At 67.6% G+C, this 21,909-nt stretch carries 18 protein-coding genes; 16 read left to right on the top strand and 2 right to left on the bottom strand.

Annotated elements, in window-relative coordinates; all coding sequences use genetic code 11:
• Positions 1–17: 17 nt before the first annotated feature.
• From E0E39_RS09080 to E0E39_RS09055, 6 genes are all read left to right on the top strand, one after another.
• Positions 18–1,316, top strand: coding sequence for an SWIM zinc finger family protein (locus tag E0E39_RS09080; protein ID WP_130874454.1), 1,299 nt, complete (start codon positions 18–20; stop codon positions 1,314–1,316).
• A complete protein-coding gene (locus tag E0E39_RS09075; RefSeq protein ID WP_130874453.1) occupies positions 1,313–2,770 on the top strand; it encodes a DUF5691 domain-containing protein in 1,458 nt (485 codons plus the stop codon). The genes E0E39_RS09080 and E0E39_RS09075 overlap by 4 nt, the downstream gene beginning before the upstream one ends.
• Positions 2,767–3,852: an ATP-binding protein gene (locus E0E39_RS09070; protein WP_130874452.1), complete on the top strand. Its 1,086-nt coding sequence runs from the start codon at positions 2,767–2,769 to the stop codon at positions 3,850–3,852. The genes E0E39_RS09075 and E0E39_RS09070 overlap by 4 nt, the downstream gene beginning before the upstream one ends.
• 13 nt (positions 3,853–3,865) lie before the next feature.
• Complete coding sequence (locus E0E39_RS09065) at positions 3,866–6,004, top strand: DUF5682 family protein (RefSeq protein ID WP_130874451.1); 2,139 nt, start codon at positions 3,866–3,868, stop codon at positions 6,002–6,004.
• On the top strand, positions 6,001–7,149 hold the full coding sequence (locus tag E0E39_RS09060) for a VWA domain-containing protein (protein ID WP_130874450.1): 1,149 nt from the start codon (positions 6,001–6,003) through the stop codon (positions 7,147–7,149). Before E0E39_RS09065 ends, E0E39_RS09060 begins: the two co-directional genes overlap by 4 nt.
• A 293-nt stretch (positions 7,150–7,442) precedes the next feature.
• The gene (locus E0E39_RS09055; RefSeq protein ID WP_130874449.1) at positions 7,443–10,151 is read left to right on the top strand and encodes a penicillin acylase family protein; all 2,709 of its coding nucleotides are present in this window, start codon (positions 7,443–7,445) and stop codon (positions 10,149–10,151) included.
• A gap of 127 nt (positions 10,152–10,278) precedes the next feature.
• Here the strand turns inward: E0E39_RS09055 and E0E39_RS09050 are convergent, their stop codons facing one another.
• Positions 10,279–11,394: an MFS transporter gene (locus E0E39_RS09050; RefSeq protein WP_245988265.1), complete on the bottom strand. Its 1,116-nt coding sequence runs from the start codon at positions 11,392–11,394 to the stop codon at positions 10,279–10,281.
• Positions 11,395–11,447: 53 nt separating this feature from the next.
• On the opposite strand from E0E39_RS09050, the gene E0E39_RS16155 reads away from it, so the two are divergent.
• The 7 genes from E0E39_RS16155 (at position 11,448) to E0E39_RS09015 (ending at position 17,332) form a co-directional block, all read left to right on the top strand.
• A complete protein-coding gene (locus E0E39_RS16155; protein WP_207302463.1) occupies positions 11,448–11,543 on the top strand; it encodes a sugar-binding domain-containing protein in 96 nt (31 codons plus the stop codon).
• A 34-nt stretch (positions 11,544–11,577) separates the two neighbouring features.
• Positions 11,578–12,075 (top strand): GNAT family N-acetyltransferase, encoded by a 498-nt coding sequence (locus E0E39_RS09040; protein ID WP_165444712.1) that lies wholly within the window; start codon positions 11,578–11,580, stop codon positions 12,073–12,075.
• A gap of 17 nt (positions 12,076–12,092) precedes the next feature.
• On the top strand, positions 12,093–12,587 hold the full coding sequence (locus E0E39_RS09035) for a phosphoribosyltransferase (protein WP_130874447.1): 495 nt from the start codon (positions 12,093–12,095) through the stop codon (positions 12,585–12,587).
• 30 nt (positions 12,588–12,617) lie between these two features.
• Complete coding sequence (locus tag E0E39_RS09030; protein ID WP_130874446.1) at positions 12,618–12,827, top strand: hypothetical protein; 210 nt, start codon at positions 12,618–12,620, stop codon at positions 12,825–12,827.
• 88 nt (positions 12,828–12,915) lie between these two features.
• Positions 12,916–14,970 (top strand): transketolase, encoded by a 2,055-nt coding sequence (tkt, locus tag E0E39_RS09025; RefSeq protein ID WP_130874445.1) that lies wholly within the window; start codon positions 12,916–12,918, stop codon positions 14,968–14,970.
• A gap of 60 nt (positions 14,971–15,030) precedes the next feature.
• Positions 15,031–16,716: a signal peptide peptidase SppA gene (gene sppA / locus E0E39_RS09020; protein ID WP_130874444.1), complete on the top strand. Its 1,686-nt coding sequence runs from the start codon at positions 15,031–15,033 to the stop codon at positions 16,714–16,716.
• Positions 16,717–16,720: 4 nt separating this feature from the next.
• Positions 16,721–17,332, top strand: coding sequence for a pentapeptide repeat-containing protein (locus E0E39_RS09015; protein WP_130874443.1), 612 nt, complete (start codon positions 16,721–16,723; stop codon positions 17,330–17,332).
• Between the two features lie 4 nt (positions 17,333–17,336).
• Here E0E39_RS09015 and E0E39_RS09010 read toward each other — a convergent pair whose 3' ends face one another.
• Entirely contained in the window at positions 17,337–18,557 is a 1,221-nt protein-coding gene (locus E0E39_RS09010) for an MFS transporter (RefSeq protein WP_165444711.1), read from the bottom strand.
• 99 nt (positions 18,558–18,656) lie between these two features.
• Here E0E39_RS09010 and E0E39_RS09005 point away from each other — a divergent pair, with 99 nt between their 5' ends.
• The 3 genes from E0E39_RS09005 (at position 18,657) to dapC (ending at position 21,870) form a co-directional block, all read left to right on the top strand.
• Positions 18,657–20,372 carry a VanW family protein gene (locus tag E0E39_RS09005; RefSeq protein ID WP_130874441.1) on the top strand — a complete coding sequence of 572 codons (1,716 nt, stop codon included), beginning with the start codon at positions 18,657–18,659 and terminating at the stop codon, positions 20,370–20,372.
• A 71-nt stretch (positions 20,373–20,443) separates the two neighbouring features.
• Positions 20,444–20,764, top strand: a complete 321-nt coding sequence (gene fdxA / locus E0E39_RS09000; RefSeq protein WP_130874440.1) for a ferredoxin — start codon at positions 20,444–20,446, stop codon at positions 20,762–20,764.
• Entirely contained in the window at positions 20,761–21,870 is a 1,110-nt protein-coding gene (dapC, locus tag E0E39_RS08995; protein WP_130874439.1) for a succinyldiaminopimelate transaminase, read from the top strand. The genes fdxA and dapC overlap by 4 nt, the downstream gene beginning before the upstream one ends.
• Positions 21,871–21,909 lie beyond the last annotated feature (39 nt).

Genomic DNA, 21,909 nt, shown 5'->3' with positions numbered 1-21,909 from the left:
CGTTACTCTCGGGACCCATGGGTGAACCGTGGACAGTGGACCGGGTCGAGGCAGCCGCCCCCGACGCATCGTCGATCAAGGCAGGCCGCAAACTCGCCGCACCGGGTCCGTGGTCCGAGATCGGATTCCGGGGGGATCTGCTGTGGGGCGCCTGCCAAGGGTCGGGAAGGACGCCGTACCGGGTGAGCATCGACGTGGCCTCGCCCGCCTACAAGTGCTCCTGCCCCAGCCGCAAGTTTCCCTGCAAACATGCCCTCGCCCTGTTGTTCCTGTGGGCCCAGGGCCAGGTTTCCGAATCCGGTGAGGTGGCCGAGTTCGCTTCCCGGTGGGCGGATGCGCGCGAGACCCGCGCGACCGGGAAAACCGAGCCGAGACAACGAACCGAGGAACAGAAGGCGGCCGCCGCAAGGAGAGCCGCGCAACGCGAGGAGAGAATCACCGACGGCCTGGCCGAGCTCGACCGCTTCCTGGCCGACCAGCTCCGCGAGGGCCTGGCCACCCACGCCGAGGATCGGTCGCGGCGCCTGGAGCACATGGCGGCACGCATGGTGGATGCGCAGGCCCCGGGCGTGGCCTCGCGGCTCCGGGAACTCGCCGCCCAGCCGTCGTCGGGCGACTGGCCGGCCCGCGTCGTCGACGAGTACGGTTCCCTGCACCTCCTGGCCAGGGCCTGGGTCGGGCGCGAGAAATTGCCCGGTGATCTCGTCGCGACCGTGCGATCCCGCATCGGGTTGAGCACCCGCACCGAGGACGTGCTCGCGACCCCCGGCTTCAAGGATCGCTGGGTGGTGCTGGGCATGCGCGATGCCGACGAGGAGCAGGTCAGCGTGCGGCGCGTCTGGCTGTGGGGCCGCGACACCGGCGCCCGCGCCCTCGTGCTGTTCTTCGCCCGGTCCGGCGACGGGTTCGACACCGGCCTCCAACCGGGTTCCGAGATCGATGCCGACCTCCACTTCTATCCCGGGCGGCCCCGGCTGCGAGCGGTTGTCGGCGCCAAGCGCGCCGAGTCCCGGCGGGTCGACGGCTGGGACATCGTGGGCGATGACGTCGTCACGGCCGCCGGGCAGTTGCGGGACGCGGTGGCCGCCGATCCGTGGTGCGACGCCTGGCCGGTCGCCATCCACGGGTCGCTGACCTGGGACGACGGGGCGTGGCTGATCGCGGGGCAGGCCGTCCCCCTGGCCGGCGACACCACCGACCATTGGCGCCTGTTCGCCGAACTGGGAACCACCTCCGCCACCGTGTTCGGAGAGCTCTCCGCCGACGGCCTGCGGCCCGTTGCATATCTGCGGGAAGCGACGGTGTTTCCACTGTGAAATCCTCTCGGCTCATCACGTCCGCCCTGATCGGCAACCCCGAACCGGAGCTGCTCGATCACGCCGCCCGTCAGGCGGCCGTGCACCGCGCCAGCGTTCGCACCCGCGACCTGTCGGTGCCGGCGGCCGCACCGCAGCAGGAAAGCGCCCAACCCCCGGAGACCTTCATCACCACGGTGAACGCGGTCCTCGCGCGTCCGCCGGTGATGCGTTTCCCGATCCTGGCCGAGGCGTTGACCCTGCTCGCCGAGGCAGGGCTGGTGCTGCCCACGAGACTCATCGTCCCGCTGCTGGAGGTCGCGGACAACAACCGGCACATCGCATCCGCACTCCCCGCCGTGCTGGGATCCCGTGGCCGCTGGCTGGCCGGGCTTGGTGGCACCTGGCTACGAACCTGGGCCGTGACCGAACCGGATCCGCTGGACTGGGACGAGGGCACCCTCCCCGAACGCGTCGCGTGGCTGCGGCACGTGCGTGCCACCGATGCCGCCGCTGGACGGGCGCTGGTCGAGCAGACCCGCAAGGAGAAAGCGGCCGACAGGGCCCGGTTCGTCGCCGCCCTCGAGGTGGGTCTGGGGTCGGATGACGAGGAACTTCTCGAGGGTTTCCTGCGGGACCGGTCCGGGGAAGTGGGCCGCACCGCCGCCGGGCTTCTGGCCCGGCTCGAGGGCTCGGCCTACCTCGCCCGTGCGATTGAACTGGCCCGCAGATGTTTCGCATGGGCGGAGAAACCCCGGAAGGGGCTGCTCGGGAAACTGCGGGCCCCGAAACGTTCCATCGTCGCCGTCGAGCCTCCCGAGAAGGACCTGGCCGCCGATTTCCATGCCGAGGTCGCGTTGATGAGCACCGCCAAGGGCCCTGCTGGGCGGGTGCAGCGCCTCGTCGAGGTGATACCGCCGAAGTGCTGGGTGGAGCTGGGTTTCAGCGTCCGAGAACTCGCCCCCGGCGCGCTGCTGGGCGACGAACCGGTTCCGCTCCTTCCGGCCCTGACCGGCGCCGTGCTCCGCTGGGGTGACGCCGATGCTGCCCGGGAGCTGCTCGTCGAGCATCCCGACCCGGCCCTCGCTCTGCTCCTGCCGCCCGAGGCCCGCGACACCTTCCTGGCAGATTCGATCCGCGCCACCAAACCCGCGCAGTTCACTGACCTGTGCAGTCGGCTGCTGTCGCAGCAGCGGGACGGACTACGCCTCGGTCCCGAGGCGGTCGACGCGGTTCTGGACGGCATCCGGGCCTGCGTGAAAGCCAGGGCCGGTGTCCACCAGAACGCCACTCAGCTCCTGGCGTTCTCCACCGTTCCACGGTGCATTCCCGATCTGTTGTCCCGCCTCGCAGCGCTGAGCGGGGAATCCGGCGTCTCCCAGTTCGGGCAGCGCGTCATGCGGGATGCCGTCGCCGCCCTGACCCTTCGCCAGCACATCCACGAAACCATTGCCCACCCCGAGGAGCCCAGATGACCGAGACCGTGCTTCGCCCACACGCCGAACAGGCCTTCGCCCACGAACTCGAAGCCCTGGCGAAGGCCGACGACAAACCGCGCCCGTTCAACTGGCGGCTCTCACCCTGGGCGGTGGTGCAGTACCTGATGGGTACCACACTGCCCGACGGGACACGGATCACTCCGAAATACGTCGGCAACCGACGGTTGATCGAGGTCGCCGTGGCGACGCTGGCCACAGACCGGGCCCTGCTGCTGCTGGGGGTACCGGGCACCGCGAAATCGTGGGTCTCCGAGCACCTCGCGGCCGCGGTCTCCGGTGACTCGACGCTGCTGGTGCAGGGCACCGCCGGTACGGCGGAGGAGGCCGTTCGCTACGGCTGGAACTACGCCCGCCTGCTTGCGGAGGGCCCCTCGGAGGCGGCGCTGGTGGCCTCACCGATCATGACTGCGATGGAACGCGGCGCCATCGCCCGGGTCGAGGAACTCACCCGGATGCCATCCGATGTCCAGGACGGCATGATCACCACCCTCAGCGAGAAGACACTGCCCGTGCCGGAGCTGGGCATGGAGGTGCAGGCCCGCCCCGGATTCAACCTGATCGCCACCGCCAACGATCGGGACCGCGGCGTCAACGACCTCTCCAGCGCCCTGCGGCGCAGGTTCAACACCGTCGTGCTGCCGCTCCCCTCGAGCGCCGAGGAGGAACTCGGGATCGTCACCAAACGCGTGGCAGAGCTGGGACGTTCCCTGGATCTGCCCGAGGCCACCGACGCGATCGCCGAGATCCGCCGCGTCGTGACGGTCTTCCGTGAGCTGAGGCAGGGCCACACCGAGGACAACAAGACCTCCCTGAAAACCCCGTCCGCGACCCTCAGCGCCGCCGAGGCCATCTCGGTGGTGACCAACGGGCTGGCGCTGGCCGCGCACTTCGGCGACGGTGTGCTGCGTGCCGAGGACGTTGCGGCGGGCATCGTCGGCGCCGTCGTCAAGGACCCGGTCGCCGACCAGGTGATCTGGCAGGAATACCTCCAGACCGTGGTGCGGGAACGTGCCGACTGGAAGGACTTCTACCGGGCCTGCCGCCAGGTGGCGCGGTGATCGAGGACCGTCCATGAGCGAGATCCGGATCTACGGGATCCGCCACCACGGACCGGGGTCGGCCCGGTCGCTGCTGCGCGCCCTCGACGATTTCACCCCCGACGCGATCCTCATCGAGGGACCCGCGGACGCTGACACGATGGTCTCCCACGTGGCAGGCCTGAAACCCCCGGTCGCGCTGCTGGCATGGGTGGTCGGCGAACCCGCGCGGGCCGCGTTCTGGCCGTTCGCAACCTTCTCACCCGAATGGCAGGCCCTCGAATGGGCCAGCCGCAATTCCCGTCCGGCGTCGTTCATCGACCTTCCCAGCTCGCTCGGCCTCGCCCGCTCCCGCGAGGAACACGCGGCGGAATCGGACCCGCTGGGCCTGTTGGCCGGGGCCGCCGGGTATGACGATCCCGAACGCTGGTGGGAGGATCTCGTCGAGCAGCGTGACGAGGACGTCTTCGACGTGATTGCAGAGGCCATGGCCGCCGTCCGTGAGGACGGTGTCGATGACGAGGAGACCCTGCTGCGCGAGGCCCACATGCGCAAGGCGCTGCGCGCGGCGAAACGCGCCCACGAGAAGATCGCGGTGGTGTGCGGGGCCTATCACGTCCCGGCGCTGACCGCGAAGGTGAAAGTGGCCGACGACAATGCGCTGCTGAAACAGCTGCCCAAGGTGAGAACCCAGCTCACCTGGGTGCCATGGTCCCACGGCAGGCTGGCAGCCTCCTCCGGTTACGGGGCAGGGGTTCGTTCCCCCGGCTGGTACCACCACCTGTTCACCGCCCCCGACCGTCCCGTCGAACGCTGGCTGACCCACGTCGGCGCCGTGCTGCGTGAACACGACCTGCCCACATCGTCCGCCCACATCATCGAGGGCATCCGGCTGGCCGATGCCCTCGCCGTGCTGCGTGGCCGCCCCATGCCCGGGCTGCCCGAGGTGCAGGAGGCCACCCTGGCGGTGCTGTGCGAGGGCAGCGACCTAGCCCTCGACCTGGTCACCCGGGAGGCGATCGTCGGCGAACTGCTCGGGGAGGTGCCGGATGATGTGCCCCGCACCCCGTTCGACGCGGACCTCACGGCAACCGCGCGGCGGCTCAGACTCAGGCAGGAGGCCACCGAGAAGGAGCTCGACCTCGACCTGCGCAAGGAGAACGGTCTGGCCAGGTCCTGTTTCCTCAGGCGCCTGAGGATCCTCGGCATCGACTGGGGAAAGCCTGCCGGAAATTCCGGCACCGGCACCTTCAAGGAGACGTGGCGCCTGCTGTGGGAACCCGAACTCTCCATCGCCGTCGTGGACGCGGCACGCTGGGGCAACACCGTAGAGGCCGCGGCGGCGGCCCGGCTGCTGGGCGATGTCGGTGACCTGGCCGGGGTGACCCGGGGCGTGAACGGGGCGCTGGCGGCCGACCTGCCCGCGGCCATGCCCGAGCTGCTGCGGCTCCTGGACGTCCGGGCGGCGGCCGAAACCGACGTCGCGCGGCTGCTGGAGGCGCTGCCCGACCTCGTTCAGGCGTATCGCTACGGAGATGTGCGCGGCACCGAGACCGGACGCCTGGGGGATGTGGTCGCCGCCCTCCTGGGGCGCGCCTGCGCGGGCCTTCCCGTCGCCCTCAGCGGGCTGGCGCCTGATGCGGCCGACCGGTACCGGGGTCTGATCGACAAGGCGAACGCCGCCGTCGGGCTGCTCGGGGATCAAGCCCAGCAGCTGTGGCGGAACACGCTGCTGGCCGCGGCCGACCGTCACGACCTTCCCGGTCTGCTGGCGGGACGCCTCGTAAGGTTGTTGTTCGACGGTGGTGACATGGGAGTCGAGGAGGTGCAGCGGCGGCTGTCACTGGCCCTGTCGGGAGGTCATCCGCCGGGCGAACAGGCGGCCTGGGCCGAGGGAGTGCTGTCGGGCAGTTCGCTGCTGCTGCTCCACTCCCCGGCCCTGCTGAAGGTGATCGACGCCTGGGTGACGGGGTTGTCGGATGAATCGTTCACCGACGTGCTTCCCGTGGTCCGGCGCGCCTTCGGCGGCTGGGAACGGCCCGAACGGCGGGCCCTGGCGGGGAAGGTCGCAAACCTCGACGGAGCCGAGCCGGTGGCCGAGGAGGAACCGGACCTGACCGAGTTCGCGGCGGTGCTCGCAACCGTTGACGAGATCCTGGAGAGCGCACGATGAACGACGAACGCGACCGGCGCTGGCGGCTGCTGCTGGGTGCCGCCCCGGATGGCGCCGAGGACGTCCTGTCCCGGCAGGACACCGCCATGGATGCCGCCCTGGCCGCCCTCTACGACAACCAGGGCGGTGACGGGCAGAAACGACACGCCGGGCTCGGCACATCGGCGCCGAGGGTGGCGCGGTGGCTCGGTGACATCCGCACCTATTTCCCGTCACGGGTGGTGCAGGTGATGCAGGCCGACGCCATCGACCGGCTGGGCCTCAAGCAGCTGCTGCTGGAACCGGAGATGCTCGAGACCGTCGAGGCTGACGTGCACCTGGTGGCCACCCTGGCCGGCCTGGGGCGGGTCATGCCGCAGAAGGCCAGGGCCAGCGCCCGCGAGGTCGTGGCCCGGGTGGTCAAGCAGGTGGAGGAGAAGCTCGCCGACAAGGTGCAGCAGGCGGTCCGGGGGGCGCTGAACCGGGCCGCCCGCACCAACCGGCCTCGCCTGAACGACATCAACTGGTCACGGACGATCGCTGCGAACCTGGGCAACTACCTTCCCGAGCTGAACACCGTCGTGCCCGAACGCCTCATCGGCTACGGCCGGAAACACAACGGTTTCCAGCGGGAGATCATGCTGGTGGTCGACCAATCGGGGTCCATGGCGACGTCGGTGGTCTACGCCAGCATCTTCGCCGCGGTGCTGGCCTCCATCAAGGCGGTGAAAACCCACCTGGTGGTCTACGACACATCTGTCGTGGACCTCACCGACCAGCTCAGCGACCCCGTCGACGTCATCTTCGGCACCCAGCTCGGCGGCGGCACGGACACCAGCAGGGCCCTCGCGTACTGCGAACACCTGGTGCAGCGCCCCCGGGAGACCGTGATGGTCCTGATCAGCGACCTCTACGACGTCAACTCCGAGCAGATGCTGCGCAGGATGGCCCAGTTCCAGCGGCAAGGGGTCACGATGGTGACCCTGCTCGCCCTCGACGACGACGGCACCCCCGGCTACAACCACGACGTGGCGGGCAGCCTGGCCGCCATGGGTATCCCGTCGTTCGCCTGCACCCCTGACGCCTTCCCCGAGATGATCGCCCTCGCGATCAACAAGGGAGACCTCGCGGGCTGGGCATCGGCGGAGAAGGTCGCGGGGGCGTGAGCGGAACCCTTCAAGTCTTGCCCCGTGAAGTTCCCGTCCACACATGCTGGCCGGGGCCAAAGCCAGGGTAGGCCCTGGGAACTTCCTGTAGCGGCAGGAGCTGTGAGTCTTACACCGCAAGTCGCAAGGAACTCGCATCGCAGGTCGTAAAGAACGTGCATCGCAGATCGTAAGGAATTTCACCGGAAATGGGGCCTCTCGGTCGATGCCTGGGTCGCTTTCGGCGGCGTAGTTTTTCCAGAGGAATCCGCTTATTGACGAGCGGAGCGGGGAGGGCATCGAAGAGAGGACTCATGGAGAGAAAATTTGTCAAGAAGCGAACGCTTCGGCGGGTGCTGTTCACGGTTCTCGGTCTCGTGGTCGGCTTGGCCCTGGCGGCAACCACCATCGTGGTGGTGGTGCTCAATGGTCCCTTGCCGAAACACTCGGGGGAGGTCACCCTGCGCGGGCCGCGCTCCGAGATCCGGGTGTTGCGCGACGACCAGGCCGTACCCCACATCTACGCCACCACCGACCACGACCTGTTCTTCGCGCAGGGATACGTGCATGCCCAGGAGCGTTTCTTCCAGATGGACCTGTCGCGTCACCTGGCCTCCGGTCGATTGGCGGAACTCGTGGGGGAGTCCGGAAAGGAACCGGACATCACGATGCGCACCATGGGGTTGCGCCGGGTGGCGGAGCAGGAATGGGACCTGCTGTCAGCTGAGGTCCGCGGGTTCTACGAGGCCTACGCCGAGGGCGTCAACGCCTACATAGCGGGAAAGCAGCCGTGGCAGCTGGCCAACGAGTACGCCGTGCTGGGCCTGAGTCTGCCCGTAGCCGACATCGAGCCGTGGACCGGCGTCGATTCGCTGGTCTCGCTCAAGCAGCTGAATTCGGGTCTGAGCAACACCCATACGTCCGAGATCCTCCGCATGGGGTACCTGCAGAAACTGGGTAGTCCGTCGGCGGTGGAGGAACTGTTCCCGCGGTTCGAGGAGGAGAAACGCAGGCCGATCATCGGGCAGGAGACGACGGGGAGCAACCTGCGGCCCCGAGCCGAGTACCCGGTGGCCGAGCCGCTGCCGCTGGCAACCCAGGAAACGAATCCCGAGGACTGCCCCGAGCCCGATCAGCTCCTTTCGCAGTCGCCCGGGACCGACGGTGAAGCCCCCTCGCTGAGTTCCGGCGACGCCACCGGAGCGCTCCAGAGCGTCCAGCAGGCGATGGAGGCCGTGCCGCACCTGCTGGGCGACGGCCCGGGGATCGGATCGAACTCGTTCGTGATCTCAGGGCAGCACACCGCCTCCGGGAAACCCATCATCGGCAACGATCCCCACCTTCAGATCGCCTACCCTTCGCTCTGGTTCCAGGTCGGTCTGCACTGCGAGCAGCTGAACGGTGAATGCACCTTCGACGTCTCCGGATTCTCCATGGCCGGCATACCGGGAGTCGTGATCGGTCGCAATGCTGACCTGGCCTGGGGACTGACCAATCTTGGTGGTGACGTCAGCGACCTGGTGGTCGAGAAGAACGTCGGCGAGAATTCCTATCAACGCGACGGCAAATGCCTTGCCTATGAGACCCGTACCGAGACGATCCGGGTCGCTGGAGGCGAGGACGTCGAGATCAAGGTACGCACCTCGGTGCACGGCCCCGTCGTCTCCGGGCTGCTCGCACCGGACGAGGAGTTCAGGCCGGTTCCCGGTGCGTCGGAGAACCTCTCGGTGGCCCTGCAGTGGACCGCTCTGATGCCCGGCAGGACCGGCGAGTCGTTCATAGCGCTCAGCCGCGCCACGAATGCCGCGGAGGTCTCGGCCGCGGCCGCCCTGATGGAGGCTCCGGCGGAGAACATCCTGTTCGCCACCGCCTCCGGCGACATCGGCTACCAGGCCCCGGGCAAGCACCCGGTGCGGCCCGTCAAGGCCCCGGCCGACGGGCGCGCCGGTGTCGCCCACGAGGCGGACAACCTGGGGGCCGATGGGCGCTGGCCGCGTCCCGGCTGGGATTCCAGCTACGACTGGCAGGGATTCTACGCACCCTCGGACATGCCGGCCGTGCTCAACCCGGCCGACGGGATCATCGTCCCGGCGAACCAGCCGGTCACGCCCGAGGCCAGCGGACCCTACCTCGGTATCGCCTTCTACGTTGCAGGGTATCGCTCCCAGCAGATGTACGACGCCATCGCGCAACTCACCGCTCAGGGCCCCGTCACGCTGGAGGAGGCATCGAAAATCATGCTCCTCGACGGCTCGCCACAGGCCCAGGAGCTCGCCCCTGCCCTGACCGCGGTGGAGCTGAACGATGAACGCCACAAGGAACTGCAATCGGAACTGGCCCGCTGGCATGAGCGGGGCGGCCATTACGCCGTTGACGAGTCGGGGGCGATGATCATGGCGTCGCTCTACTCGCACCTCGGCAAGGAGGCTCTGGCAGATGATCTGGGTGAGAACGGGTACGATCTCGGTCCCCAGTTGATGGGGAAACTGATTGCCGAACCCCAGAACCCACTGTGGGACGACAAGAACACCCCCGAGGTGGAGGACGCAGCTCAGATCATGCGCCGCGCCTACGCCGAGACCGATGCCGAGCTGATCGCCCGACTGGGCCGGGACCACACCACGTGGCGGTGGGGCGACCTCCACGTCCAGACCCCGAGGCACCAGATCCTGGGAGGTGAGGGCCTGCCGTGGTTTGTCAGGGACCACTTCAGCCGGAAACCGCGAGCTATCGGTGGGGGCCCCGAAATTCCCAACGCGACTGCCTATGACACGAGGGTCAAGGACAACGGGCAGGTGGACTACGAGGTGTTGGGTGGCCCCTCCATGCGCATGGCGGTGGACATGAGCGACGTCGACCAGGCCCGGTGGGTGATCTCCTCGGGAAGCTCCGGCCACCCCTGGTCGTCACACGTCGCGGATCAGTTCGAGGCCTGGGCGGAGGGAGACTTCTTCGACTGGCCCTTCAGCCGTGAGGCCGTCGCCGGGGCGACGCGGGACACCATGATCCTGCGACCCGAGTAGTCGCGCTCGATCAGTTTCCCTGCCGTGGTGAAGAATCCCTCCGTGTGCTCCGATGACTCGGGCACGCGGAGGGATTTCCTTCACCACCGACGAAGATGCTCAACGCCGCATGAATGGTCCTCGGTGATCAGATCTTCTCCAGGGAGACGTTGCGGGTCTCCCTGGCGAACAGGTAGAGCACGCCGCCGATCACCAGGAGCGCGGCGAACAGGTAGAAGGCGGGAGGTACGGCGTCGCGGGTGACGTTCTGCTGGATGGCGTCCCCGCCGATGAGGGCACTCATCAGGAACGGCCCGACCACCTTGGCCATCGCGCCGATGCCGTAGCCGAGCCCCAGCCCGGTGGATCGTGCCTCGTTGGGGAACTGCTCCGACCCGAAGGCGTTCAGGATGCCGAACGCGCCGTCCCCGAAGGTCATGACGATCAGGATTCCGGCGAAGAACAGCCACGGATCCTGCGCGAGCGCGGCTATCACGCAGCCGACCGCTCCCAGCAGGCCGAAGCTCAGCATCACCCAGCGGCGCCCGATCCGGTCGGCCAGCCACGCCGATCCGAGGCGCCCGAACATGTCAGCCACCGACACGATGGTGAACAACCCGCCCACGATGGCCGCTTCGAAACCGAAGCCGTCCTTGAGGAGGGTCTGCCCCCAGGACTGGACCGTGAAGGAACCCAGGATGAAACTGAACGACCCGAGGGTGATGATGGCGAGTTGCTTCGGGTACTTCCGGAACACGACACCGAACGACGATTTGCTCGTGGCCTCGATCTCGGGAAGCGCACCCACCTGGTCCGCCGGGATCTGCAGGGCCCAGGCATAGGCCGACCTCGCCTCGTCGTTGCGCCCGGTGATCTGGAGGAAGCGTGGCGACTCGGGCATCTGGCGCAGCCAGATCAGCAGCAGGACGGGCAGGGCCCCCAGCGCGATCAGCCCCCGCCAGCCGAGGGGAGCGGCGAGCCATTGCTGGGCCTGGGCACCCAGCAGCAAACCGAGAGGAGTGAAAACGGAAGCCAGGCCCGCCAGCAGGCCGCTCAGGAACATGTCGAAGAACTCGGAGATGTTGACGATGATGACCAGGGAGATCAGGTTCTTCTGGTTCCCGGTGAGGGGCCGCGCATCGATCTGTTCACTCGCGGATCGTTCCGCCAGGTCACTGTGCAGCAGAACCGAGCACCAGGACGTGCGGCGGCCCAGCTGGGAGAGGAGCCCCGCGACGTTGGCCTCGGAACAGGCCGCGGTCATGCGCGGCTGGCGGGGATCGACCTCGCCCTCCTGGTGGCCTGGGGGTCGCCAAGGTGCCCGCCCTGCACGCGAGCCTGCGCACCGGGCTCGTCTCGGCCCTGGCCACGGACGAGGAAACGGCCCGGCTGCTTCTCGGTTACCGGCCCTGAGGTGTCGCGGTCGGGGAGCTCCTAGCATGAATCCATGCCTCCAGTGATCCGTTCCGCCAGCCATGAGGACCTCCCGGCCATCGTGGAGATCTACAACGAGGGTGGCGTGGCCACCACCGCCTCCTACGACATCGAGCCGGTCACCCTCGAGGAGCGCACGGCCTGGTTCGAGCGGCTGCGGAACCAAGGACATCCCGTCCTGGTCCTCGAGGAGGACGGCCGGGTGGTCGGGTTCGCCAGCTACGGGCCGTTCCGCGACAAGGCGGCCTACCTTCACACCGTCGAGCACTCCGTCTACGTGGCCGAGGGAAGCCGTTCGAACGGGGCCGGCCGGATGCTGCTGGGTGCCCTCCTCGACCATGCCCGGGGTCGCGGGGTCCACGTCATGGTCGGTGTCCTCGACGCCGACAACGCTGCCTCCCGAGCCTTCCACAAGAGCCTGGGATTCGCGGAGTCGGCCGTGCTCCCGGAGGTCGGCAGGAAGTTCGGGCGCTGGCTGGACGTCGTGTTCGTCACCCACCACATCGACTGACTCGGTAGCATTCCGCCATGGCTTACCACGGCGACACCAGCGACCACGAGGGCAGGGAGGTGCTCACCTGGGAGGGGCTCGGGCAGGCCGCCGACGACCTCGCGCTCCAGGTCCACGAATCCGGGTTCCGCCCCTCGGTGATCATTGCGATCGCCCGGGGTGGCATGATCCCTGCCGGGGCGTTGACCTACCGGCTCGGGGTGAAGCTCACCGACGCGATCAACGTCGAGTTCTACACCGACGTGCACCAGACCCTCCCCGACCCGGTTCTGCTGGCCCCCATGCTGGACACCGAATCCATCGCAGGAAGGCAGCTTCTCGTGGTGGACGACGTCGCGGACTCGGGGCGCACCCTCTCGCTGGTGGTGAAGCTGCTGCGGGGATTCGGGGCCGATGTGCGCAGCGCGGTGCTCTACTCCAAACCTGCCACGATCGTGAAACCCGACTTCTGCTGGAGGAAAACCAACCGCTGGATCGTGTTTCCCTGGTCCGCCAGGCCACCCCTGGACTGATCGCCGGCGATCCCAAGTAAAATCCGGGCCATGGCTGAGATCCGCACTCACGATTCCGAAGGTGGTTCTGACCTCGGACGCCTCGTCCGTGAGGCGCTGGGGGAGACCATCCGTCCCATAACCCCCGGATCGGTTCCCGGGACGGTTTCCCCGGAGGACGAGACCGAGGCAGGCGAAGAGGCCTCGCTCACCGCGCTGCCCCAGTGGGCAGGGCTTTCCCTCAACGTCACCGACACCTGATCCAACGCAGGTGTTCACGTTAACAATCCGATAGTGTGGGGCTTGCGGGCGCAGTTGCCCCACCTCTCAGGAGCTCAAAGGACAGAACATGACCCTCGACTGGACCGAACTGGACACCCGAGCCGTTGACACGGCGAGGATCCTCGCCGCCGACGCCGTGGAGAAGGTCGGCAACGGCCACCCCGGCACCCCGATCTCACTGGCCCCCGTGGCCTACCTGCTCTACCAGAAGGTCATGAAGGTGGATCCGACCGATGACAAGTGGCTCGGCCGCGACCGCTTCGTCCTGTCGATCGGACACGCCTCCCTGGCCCAGTACTGCCAGCTCTACCTCGCCGGCGCCGATCTCGAACTCGACGACCTGAAGTCGCTGCGGACCTGGGGTTCCAAGTGTGCGGGACACCCCGAGTACGGCCACACCCGGTTCGTCGAGTGCACCACCGGGCCCCTCGGCGCGGGCATCAGCAACGCGGTCGGCATGGCCATGGCCGCGCGCCGGGAACGCGGGCTTTTCGATCCGGACGCCCCCGAGGGCAGGTCGGTCTTCGACCACTTCGTCTACTGCCTCGTCGGGGACGGCTGTCTCCAGGAGGGCGTGGCCGCGGAGGCCTCGTCGCTGGCGGCCACCCAGGATCTCGGCAATCTCATCGTGATCTACGACGCCAACAGGATCACCATCGAGGGTGACACCAACATCGCCTTCACCGAGGACGTCCTGGGTCGCTATGACGCACTTGGCTGGCACACCCAGGAAGTCGATTGGACCAACGGCGGAACCGGTTACGAGGAGGACCTCGACGCGCTGCTCTCGGCCATCCGGGCGGCCAAGGCCGTCAGGGACAAACCCTCGATCATCAAACTCGACACCGTCATCGGCTGGCCGCTGCCGAACAAGGCCGGACACCACGCCATCCACGGTTCCAGGATCGGGGCCGACGAGATCGCCGCCCTCAAGGAGAAACTCGGCTTCCCGGCGGAACCCTTCGCGGTCGACGAGGAGGCCGTCGCCCACGCCCGGGCCAACGCGGCGTCCCGTGGCAGGACGGACCGCGCCGAATGGGACGAGAGGTTCGAGGCATGGAAGGCCGCCAACCCCGAGCGTGCCACCCTGCTCGAGCGGGTTCGTTCCCGCAAACTCCCGGCCGATCTGAAGCTTCCGGTCTTCGAGGAGGGCATGATGTCCACCCGCAAGGCCTCCGGGGAAGTGCTGTCCGCGCTGGCCCCGCAGTTGCCGGAATTGTGGGGCGGATCCGCTGACCTGGCGGGCTCCAACAACACCACCATGAAGGATGAGCTGAGTTTCCTGCCCGATGCGCGGCAGACCGAGGACTGGCCCGGGAGCCCCTACGGGCGCATCCTCCACTTCGGAGTCCGCGAACACGCGATGGGCGGCATCCTCAACGGCATCGTCCTGTCGGGTCTGACCCGGGCCTACGGGGGCACGTTCATGGTGTTCGCCGATTACATGCGTCCCGCGGTTCGCCTGGCCGCCCTGATGAGCCTGCCCACCATCTTCGTGTGGAGCCACGACTCAATCGGGGTCGGCGAGGACGGACCCACCCACCAGCCCGTGGAGCACCTCGCGTCTCTGCGTGCCATCCCCAACCTGGACGTGGTGCGTCCCGCTGACGCCAACGAGACCTCCGTCGCGTGGGGTGAGATCCTGCGCCGCACCGATCGTCCCGCGGGGATCATCCTGTCCCGTCAGGACCTGCGCATCGTGGCGCGCGGCGATGAGTACTCCTCCGCGGAGGGGGTCGCTCGGGGTGGCTACGTGCTGAAGGAGGCCTCCGACAAACCGAAACTGATTCTGGTCGCGTCCGGTTCCGAGGTTGCCCTGGCCCTCGAGGCCGCTGCGAAACTGGAGGAGGACAACGTCCCCACCCGTGTGGTGTCCATGCCCTGCATGGAATGGTTCGACGAGCAGGACCTCGAATACCGCGAGTCGGTGCTGCCCAGGGACGTGAAGGCCAGGGTCTCCATCGAGGCCGGCATCGCCATGGGCTGGGGCAGGTACGTCGGTGATGCCGGGGCCAGCGTCAGCATCGAGAGTTTCGGGGCCTCGGCCGCCGGGACGAAGTGCTTCGAGGAGTACGGGTTCACCGTCGAGAACGTGATCAAGACGGCGCGTTCCGTGCTCTGAGAACTCTGCCCTGACATGTTTCCCGAGTGGGGTGTTGGCGGCTGTCGGTAGGCTTGTCGCATGGTGCTCAAGTCCCTCCTCGACAAGCTGCCCCGCCCCACTCGACGCATCGTGCTCGAGCTCGACCTGGCGCGGGGGGTACTGGAAACCTTCCCGCGGAACCCCTTGCAGATGCTCCAGGTGGTGGGTGCGACTGCCGTCAGTGATCTTCGCGACCACCTCGAGGAAGCGGCCAAGGACGAACGTGTCGCCGGGCTGATCGTCCATGCCGTGGACTGCGGCCAACCGATGACGGTGATGGACGAGATCGCCCACATGATCGAGGACTTCGCGACGAGAAGGCCGACCATGGCATGGGCCGAGTCGTTCGGGGAACTCGGCAACTCCTTGGCCGCCTACAAGCTGGCCACGGCGTGCCACACCGTCTGGCTCCAGCCCACCGGCGCGCTCGGTATCGGCGGTGTCGAGGTCAGCATCACCCTTTTCCGCGGGTTGCTGGAGAAAGTCGGGGTCACTCCGCAGTTCGGGCAACGTTACGAGTACAAGACCGCGGCGGACCAGTTCGCGGCGTCAGACATCAGCGAGGCCAACCGGGAGATGACCCATCGTCTGGGCCAGTCCGCCGTGGACGACGCAGTGGCGGTCGTCGCCAGGCGCCGGGGGGTTGCGCTGGAAACCGTGTGGGAGGCCGTCAACGACTCCCCGGTGGTGCCGGAACGCGCCAAGGAGCTGGGTCTCATCGACGAGATCGGCTATCGCGACGAGGCCTACGCCAAGGCACTCGCCGAATGGACCGCGAAACCCGAGGACCTGCTCTACGCATCCCGCTACCAGGCGCGTCCCAACCTCGCAGTGGCGCTCCGGAGGGACCGGCCGAAGGTTGCGGTCGTGACCCTGCGCGGCCCGATCGAGACCGGCCGGGGACGTCCCGGAACCCTCACCGGCCCCAGCGCCGGTGCCGATGTGGTGGACGAACACCTTCGCGCCGCCCTGCGCGACGATCAGATCAAAGCGGTGCTTTTCGATGTTGACAGCCCCGGCGGGTCAGCCGTCGCCTCCGATTTCATCCGCCGGAGCATCGTGCGGCTCCGGGAATCCGGCCGTCCCGTGGTGGCCCGGATGGGCGCCCTGGCCGCCTCGGGCGGCTACTACGTCTCGATGCCCTGCAACGAGATCGTCGCCCACGCGACAACGCTGACCGGTTCCATCGGTGTTCTGGCCGGCAAGTTCGTCACCCGGGGACTGTACGAGAAAATGGGACTGAAACGGGAATCGATCCGGATCGGGGCGGCGGCGGGTCTACTCAGCTCGGCCACGGAGTTCTCCCCCGAGGACTGGGATCGCCTGAACGCGGAACTCGACCGCATCTACCAGCAGTTCACCACCTTGGCCGCACAGGACCGCGCCATGGATCACGAGCACCTGGAATCACTGGCTCGCGGCAGGGTGTGGAGCGGCGCCGATGCCTGCGAACGCGGCCTGGTGGATCACGTCGGGGACTGGCGCCTGGCCTGGCGGCGTGCCTGTGCGCTGGCGGACATCGACCCCGAGGAGGCCACACCGGCCAGGATCGGGGTCGGCACCGTGCTGGAGAGGATCATTCCCGCGCGCTCCAGCGAACACCGTGCCGAATCCACCCGGATCGGCCTCCCGACGGCCGACGACCTGTTGACGCGGGCCGCCGAACTGGTCGGGCTCCCGATCCGTGGCGTTTTGAGCCTGCCCTTCTGCATCGAGGTGCGCTGACCCGGTGCCCGCGCTGTCCCTGGCGGAACTGGTGGGCACCCCTCCGGGATCGGTGATCGGCGCCGCGATCGAGGGAAACCTGCCCGGGGCGGGGCTGCGGGATTTCGAGTTCGAGGGCTGCGTTTTCAAGGGTGCGAACCTGGAAAGAGCTGTCCTGGTGGGTGCGTCCTTCACCGGGTGTCGCTTCGAGGACTGCAATCTTTCCGGCACGGATCTGACGGACGCCAGCCTGGGGGAGTGCAGATTCACCGGCACGAAACTCTCCGGGACCAACTGGGCGCTCTCGCACGTCAACCAGTTCGCCGGTCCGATGGAGTTCCTGCGCTGCGGTATGGACTTTTGCTGGTTCGTGGGGGTGAACCTGGCGCGTTCCCAATTCATCGACTGCTCGATCCGCGAGGCGGATTTCTCCGAGGTGCGACTCACCAAGGCCAGGATGAACGGCTGCGACCTGCGAGGGACCAGATTCCACCGAACCGATCTCGACGGGGCCAGCCTCGTCGGATCCTTCAACTACGCGTTCGACCCCAGGGAGAACCGGACGACGGGGCTGAGGCTGAGCCCGTCCGATTCCTGGCCCCTCCTGAAGGCGCTGGGGATCGAGTTCGAGGACTGATGTCTCAGGTGTCGTCGTTTGCGGAGGATGGGGGGGTCAGGAATGACCGGTCCAGTTTCCGCGGGATCAGGGATGCGGTGAAACTCCCCATCAGCAGGAGCGCACCACCGACGGCGAAACCCACCTGGTAGTTGGTGACATCCACCAGCCAGCCGACGGCAACGGGGCCGATGATCGCCCCCAGATCGACGATCATGGAATAGACCGCGACCGATGTGCCACCTCGCCCGCCCGAGGCGTCCCCAACTGCGGCGGCCGGAGCGGTGCCCTGCATGGCCGCGCCGATCCCGTAGATGCACAGCAACGGAACGAGCACCCAGATCCCGGGGGCGAAGGGCATGGCGATGGCCGACAGGCCACACACCAATCCGCTCGTCACCATGACCGGTTTGCGTCCGATCCGGTCGGTTGCCAGCCCGGCCGGGGTCAGTGCCGCGGCCTGGAACGCCGCAGCGATTGCGAAGGCCATCCCGGTCCAGCCGGTTTCCAGGACGTACGTCTCGGTGATGATCACCGGGATCAGCGCGGAGCGGACCCCGATCGACTGCCAACCCTGGGCGAACCCGAGAAGACAGGCGGCCCGGTAGCGGATGTCTCTCGAGACCTCCCGGAGCGTTCGTGTCTCCTTCGCCGCGGTCGGTAAGGGATCACATCTGGCCGGGAGCAGCAGGAGAGCGAACAACCCGGCCACCAGCAGCATTCCCGAGTAGAAGTAGAAGGGCGCGTGCAGGGAAATCGAACCCAGTAGACCCCCGATCGCCGGGCCAGCCATGTTGCCGAGCAGGAAACCTCCCTGGTTCAGGCCGGAGGCGCGCCCCCTCAGGTGCTGGGGGGTGGTGGAGATCAGTAGGTTCATGGCCGCGATGGTGAACATCGCGGAACCGATACCACCGAGTGCCCTCACCGTGATCATCCACGACAGATTGGGCGACAGCGCGACCCCGAAGGTCGTGGTGGCGACGATGACCATTCCCAGGGTGATCGCGTTGCGTTCCCCGGCCAGTTGCCCGATCCGGGTGACGAACGGGCTGCTGATGAGCCGCATCAGGGCGAACATGGAGACCACCAGTCCGAGCTGGAAGTTGTCGGCTCCGAAGGTGCGTGCGAAGGGGCTCAGCACCGGGATCACTACCCCGAAACCGACGGCGACCAGGAAAGTCGTGGATGCCAGCACCCACGCGGTACGGGGCAACCCGGTATTTCTCAGCCGTGTCGTGATTCCCACGTCGTCTCCTTCCTGCTGCCCCCGGCCAACGTGACAGCCTACTCGCGTACCATGGGGCGGGCTCATTCCCCGTGAGCAGTGACAAGAGAAGGACCGGAGTTGACCAGCAAGAAACCCCCATCGCGGCGCAGGAAGTGGTTGATAGGCAGTGGCATCGGACTCGTCGTGCTGTTGGGCGGTGCCTACGCGGCAGCCTATTTCATGGCTGGTGACAAGGTGCCGACCAACACCACGGTTGAAGGAGTGAGCATCGGAGGGCTGCACCCCGCCGAGGCCGAGCAGCGCCTGCGCACCGAGTTGGGGGTCCGGTACGAGGCGACGATGACCGTGACCGACGGCAAGGGACACTCCGCCGAACTCGTGCCCTTGGACAGCGGCTTGAGCGTCGACTACGCGGGCGCAGTGAAAGCGGCCGGAGGAGCGAGCCTGAATCCGGTTGACGTGTTCAAGACCCTTCTCGGCGGCGGCCCGACGGAGCTGCCGAAGAACGTCGACTCCGAGAAACTCAAGGAGACGCTGACCACCCACGCCCCGGTCTTCACGGTCGAGGGGACCGACGCCACCCTCGCCTTCGTGGACGGCGCCATCAGTCGCACCGAGTCGACCGATTCGACGGTCCTGGACGTCGAGGCCACCAGTGCGACGGTGGCCGAGGCCATGAAGTCGGGGGTCCGCGAGGTCGCGCCCACCACGAGGGCGCAGGCACCGGCAGTCACATCGGCCATGGTGGACGAGGCGGTTGCAAACTTCGCGACCCCGGCGTTGTCCGGGCCCGTCACGGTCAAGGCCCGTGACAAGAGTTTCCAGGTGAGCCCGGAGCAGATCGCTGCGGTCACCACCTTCGTGGCCGAGGACGGCAAACTGGTTCCACACCTCAACCCGGAGCAGCTCCTCAAGGTGACCGCCGAGGCCCGTGCCGATCTCGGCCTGGTAGCAGGAAAGAATGCCGGTTACACCCTCAACGGGGACACCGTCGAGGTGGTGCCCGCCGAGGGCGGCCAGCAGCTCGACATGAAAGGCCTGGCGGAGGGCGTCACCCAGGCGGCCGCCCAGAGCGGTGATGCCCGGACCACCACCGTCGAGGTCCTCGAAGGGTCCGCCGAGTTCTCCACCGAGCAGGCAGAAGCCCTCAAACCCACCCAGGTGATCGGAGAATTCACCACCTACTACCCGCACGCCGACTACCGGAACACGAATTTGGGGCGTGCAGCCGAACTCATCAACGGCAAGGTCCTCCTTCCCGGTGAGACATTCAGCCTCAACGACACCTTGGGGCCCCGCACCCCGGCCAATGGTTTCACAGACGGTTACGTCATCAATGGCGGCCTGCTGGTCAAGGAATCCGGCGGCGGTATTTCACAGGCAGCAACCACCATGTACAACGCCGGCTTCTTCGCGGGCTACGAGGACGTCGAACACCGGCCCCACACGCTCTACTTCGACCGCTACCCGGCAGGCCGCGAGGCCACCATCTACTACGGCAGCTTCGACATGAAGTTCAGGAACAACACCGACTATCCGGCCTACATACAGGGCGTGAACACCCCCTCCACACCGGGCGGCAAGGGAAGCCTCACCTTCCGGATCTGGTCCCGCCCGACATGGGACAAGGTGGAGTCGACGGAGCCGGTGAAGTCCAACTACTACTCGGGCGGGGAACGTGTCGTGAACACCCCGGGATGCGAGCCCCAGGCCCCTATTCAGGGCTTCACGGCCACATGGAAACGGGTGTTCTACAAGAACGGGGAGATGGCCAAAACCGAGGATTACTCGTGGACCTATGCCGCGGGGGACAAGGTCACCTGCGGCTCCTGAGGCTGTGAGCGGCGACGACTGATTCCGGTGCTGCGCGCTAAGCTTTGCGCGGAAGAACCAGAAGGAGTGAAGTGACCTACATCATTGCCCTGCCGTGCGTCGATGTGAAAGACAGGGCCTGTGTGGAGGAATGCCCCGTCGACTGCATCTACGAGGGTAACCGGATGCTCTACATCCATCCCGAGGAGTGTGTGGACTGCGGGGCCTGTGAGCCCGTGTGTCCGGTGGAGGCCATCTACTACGAGGACGACCTGCCTGAGGACCAGGAGGAATACCTCGACATCAACGCCCAGTTCTTCGACACCCTCGGTTCACCCGGCGGTGCCGCCCGCCTCGGTCCCGTCGACCACGACCACCCGGCGGTCGAGCAGCTTCCCCCGCAGGGCGAATGATGTCTCTGGCAAAGCAGTTGCCCGATTTTCCCTGGGACTCGCTGGCGGAGGCCCGGCGGATCGCAGGGGAACATCCGGGCGGAATCGTGGACCTGTCCGTCGGAACCCCGGTGGATTCCACACCGAAAATCGCCGTGGATGCCCTGGCTGCCGCGTCGGACGCCCACGGGTACCCGACGGTGTGGGGCACCCCGGAGCTGCGTGACGGCATCATCGGATATCTGGAACGCCGGTGGAACGCGCGCGGCCTGCGGCACGAGTCCGTGCTGCCCGTGATCGGGACGAAGGAACTGGTCGGGTGGCTCCCCACCTTTCTCGGCCTGGGGGGTGGCGACGTCGTGGTTCATCCCGAGATCGCCTACCCCACCTACGAGATCGGAGCCCGGGCGGCCGGCGCCAGGCCCGTGGCCTGCGACGATCCCGGGGCCATCCCGGCCGGAACCGGGTTGATCTGGATCAACTCGCCCGCCAACCCCTCGGGCCGCATCCTCGCCCCGGAGCAGCTGCGCGCCTGGGTGGCAGTGGCTCGCCGCGAAGGGGCCGTGTTGGCCAGCGACGAGTGCTACGGAGAGTTCGCCTGGGAACGGGAGGCCACGAGCGTCCTCGACCCGGGCGTCAACGACGGCGACCTCTCCGGATTGCTCGCGGTGCACTCCGTCTCGAAACGCTCGAATGCCGCCGGATACCGCGCAGGGTTCGTCGCGGGCGATCCGGCGATCGTGCAGGACCTGGTGCAGGCCCGCAAGCATCTCGGCATGATGGTTCCCGGCCCGATCCAGGCCGCGCTGGCAGCCGTGCTGGCCGATCAGGAACACGTGGAACAGCAGCGGCGGCGTTACCTGGCCAGGAGGGCCGTGCTCCGTCCGGCCCTGGAGGCCGCGGGCTTCCGGGTGGACGACTCCGAGGGGTCGCTGTACCTGTGGGTCACCCGCGGCGAACCGTGCCAGGACACCATCGCGTGGCTCGCGCGACGCGGGATCCTCGCCGCCCCGGGGGATTTCTACGGAACCTCCGGTGGCTCCCACGTCCGCGTCGCCCTCACGGCCACGGACGAACGGATCGCCTCCGCCGCCGCCCGGTTGAGGGAGCAACCTCAGAGCAACTGATCACGGTGGGCCGGAATCCGGCCCACCGGATGGTCGATG

The organism is [Pseudopropionibacterium] massiliense, from assembly GCF_900607225.1.
In the GTDB taxonomy this organism is placed as follows: Bacteria; Actinomycetota; Actinomycetes; order Propionibacteriales; family Propionibacteriaceae; genus Arachnia; species Arachnia massiliensis.
This window is presented reverse-complemented; position numbering and strand designations above follow the sequence as displayed.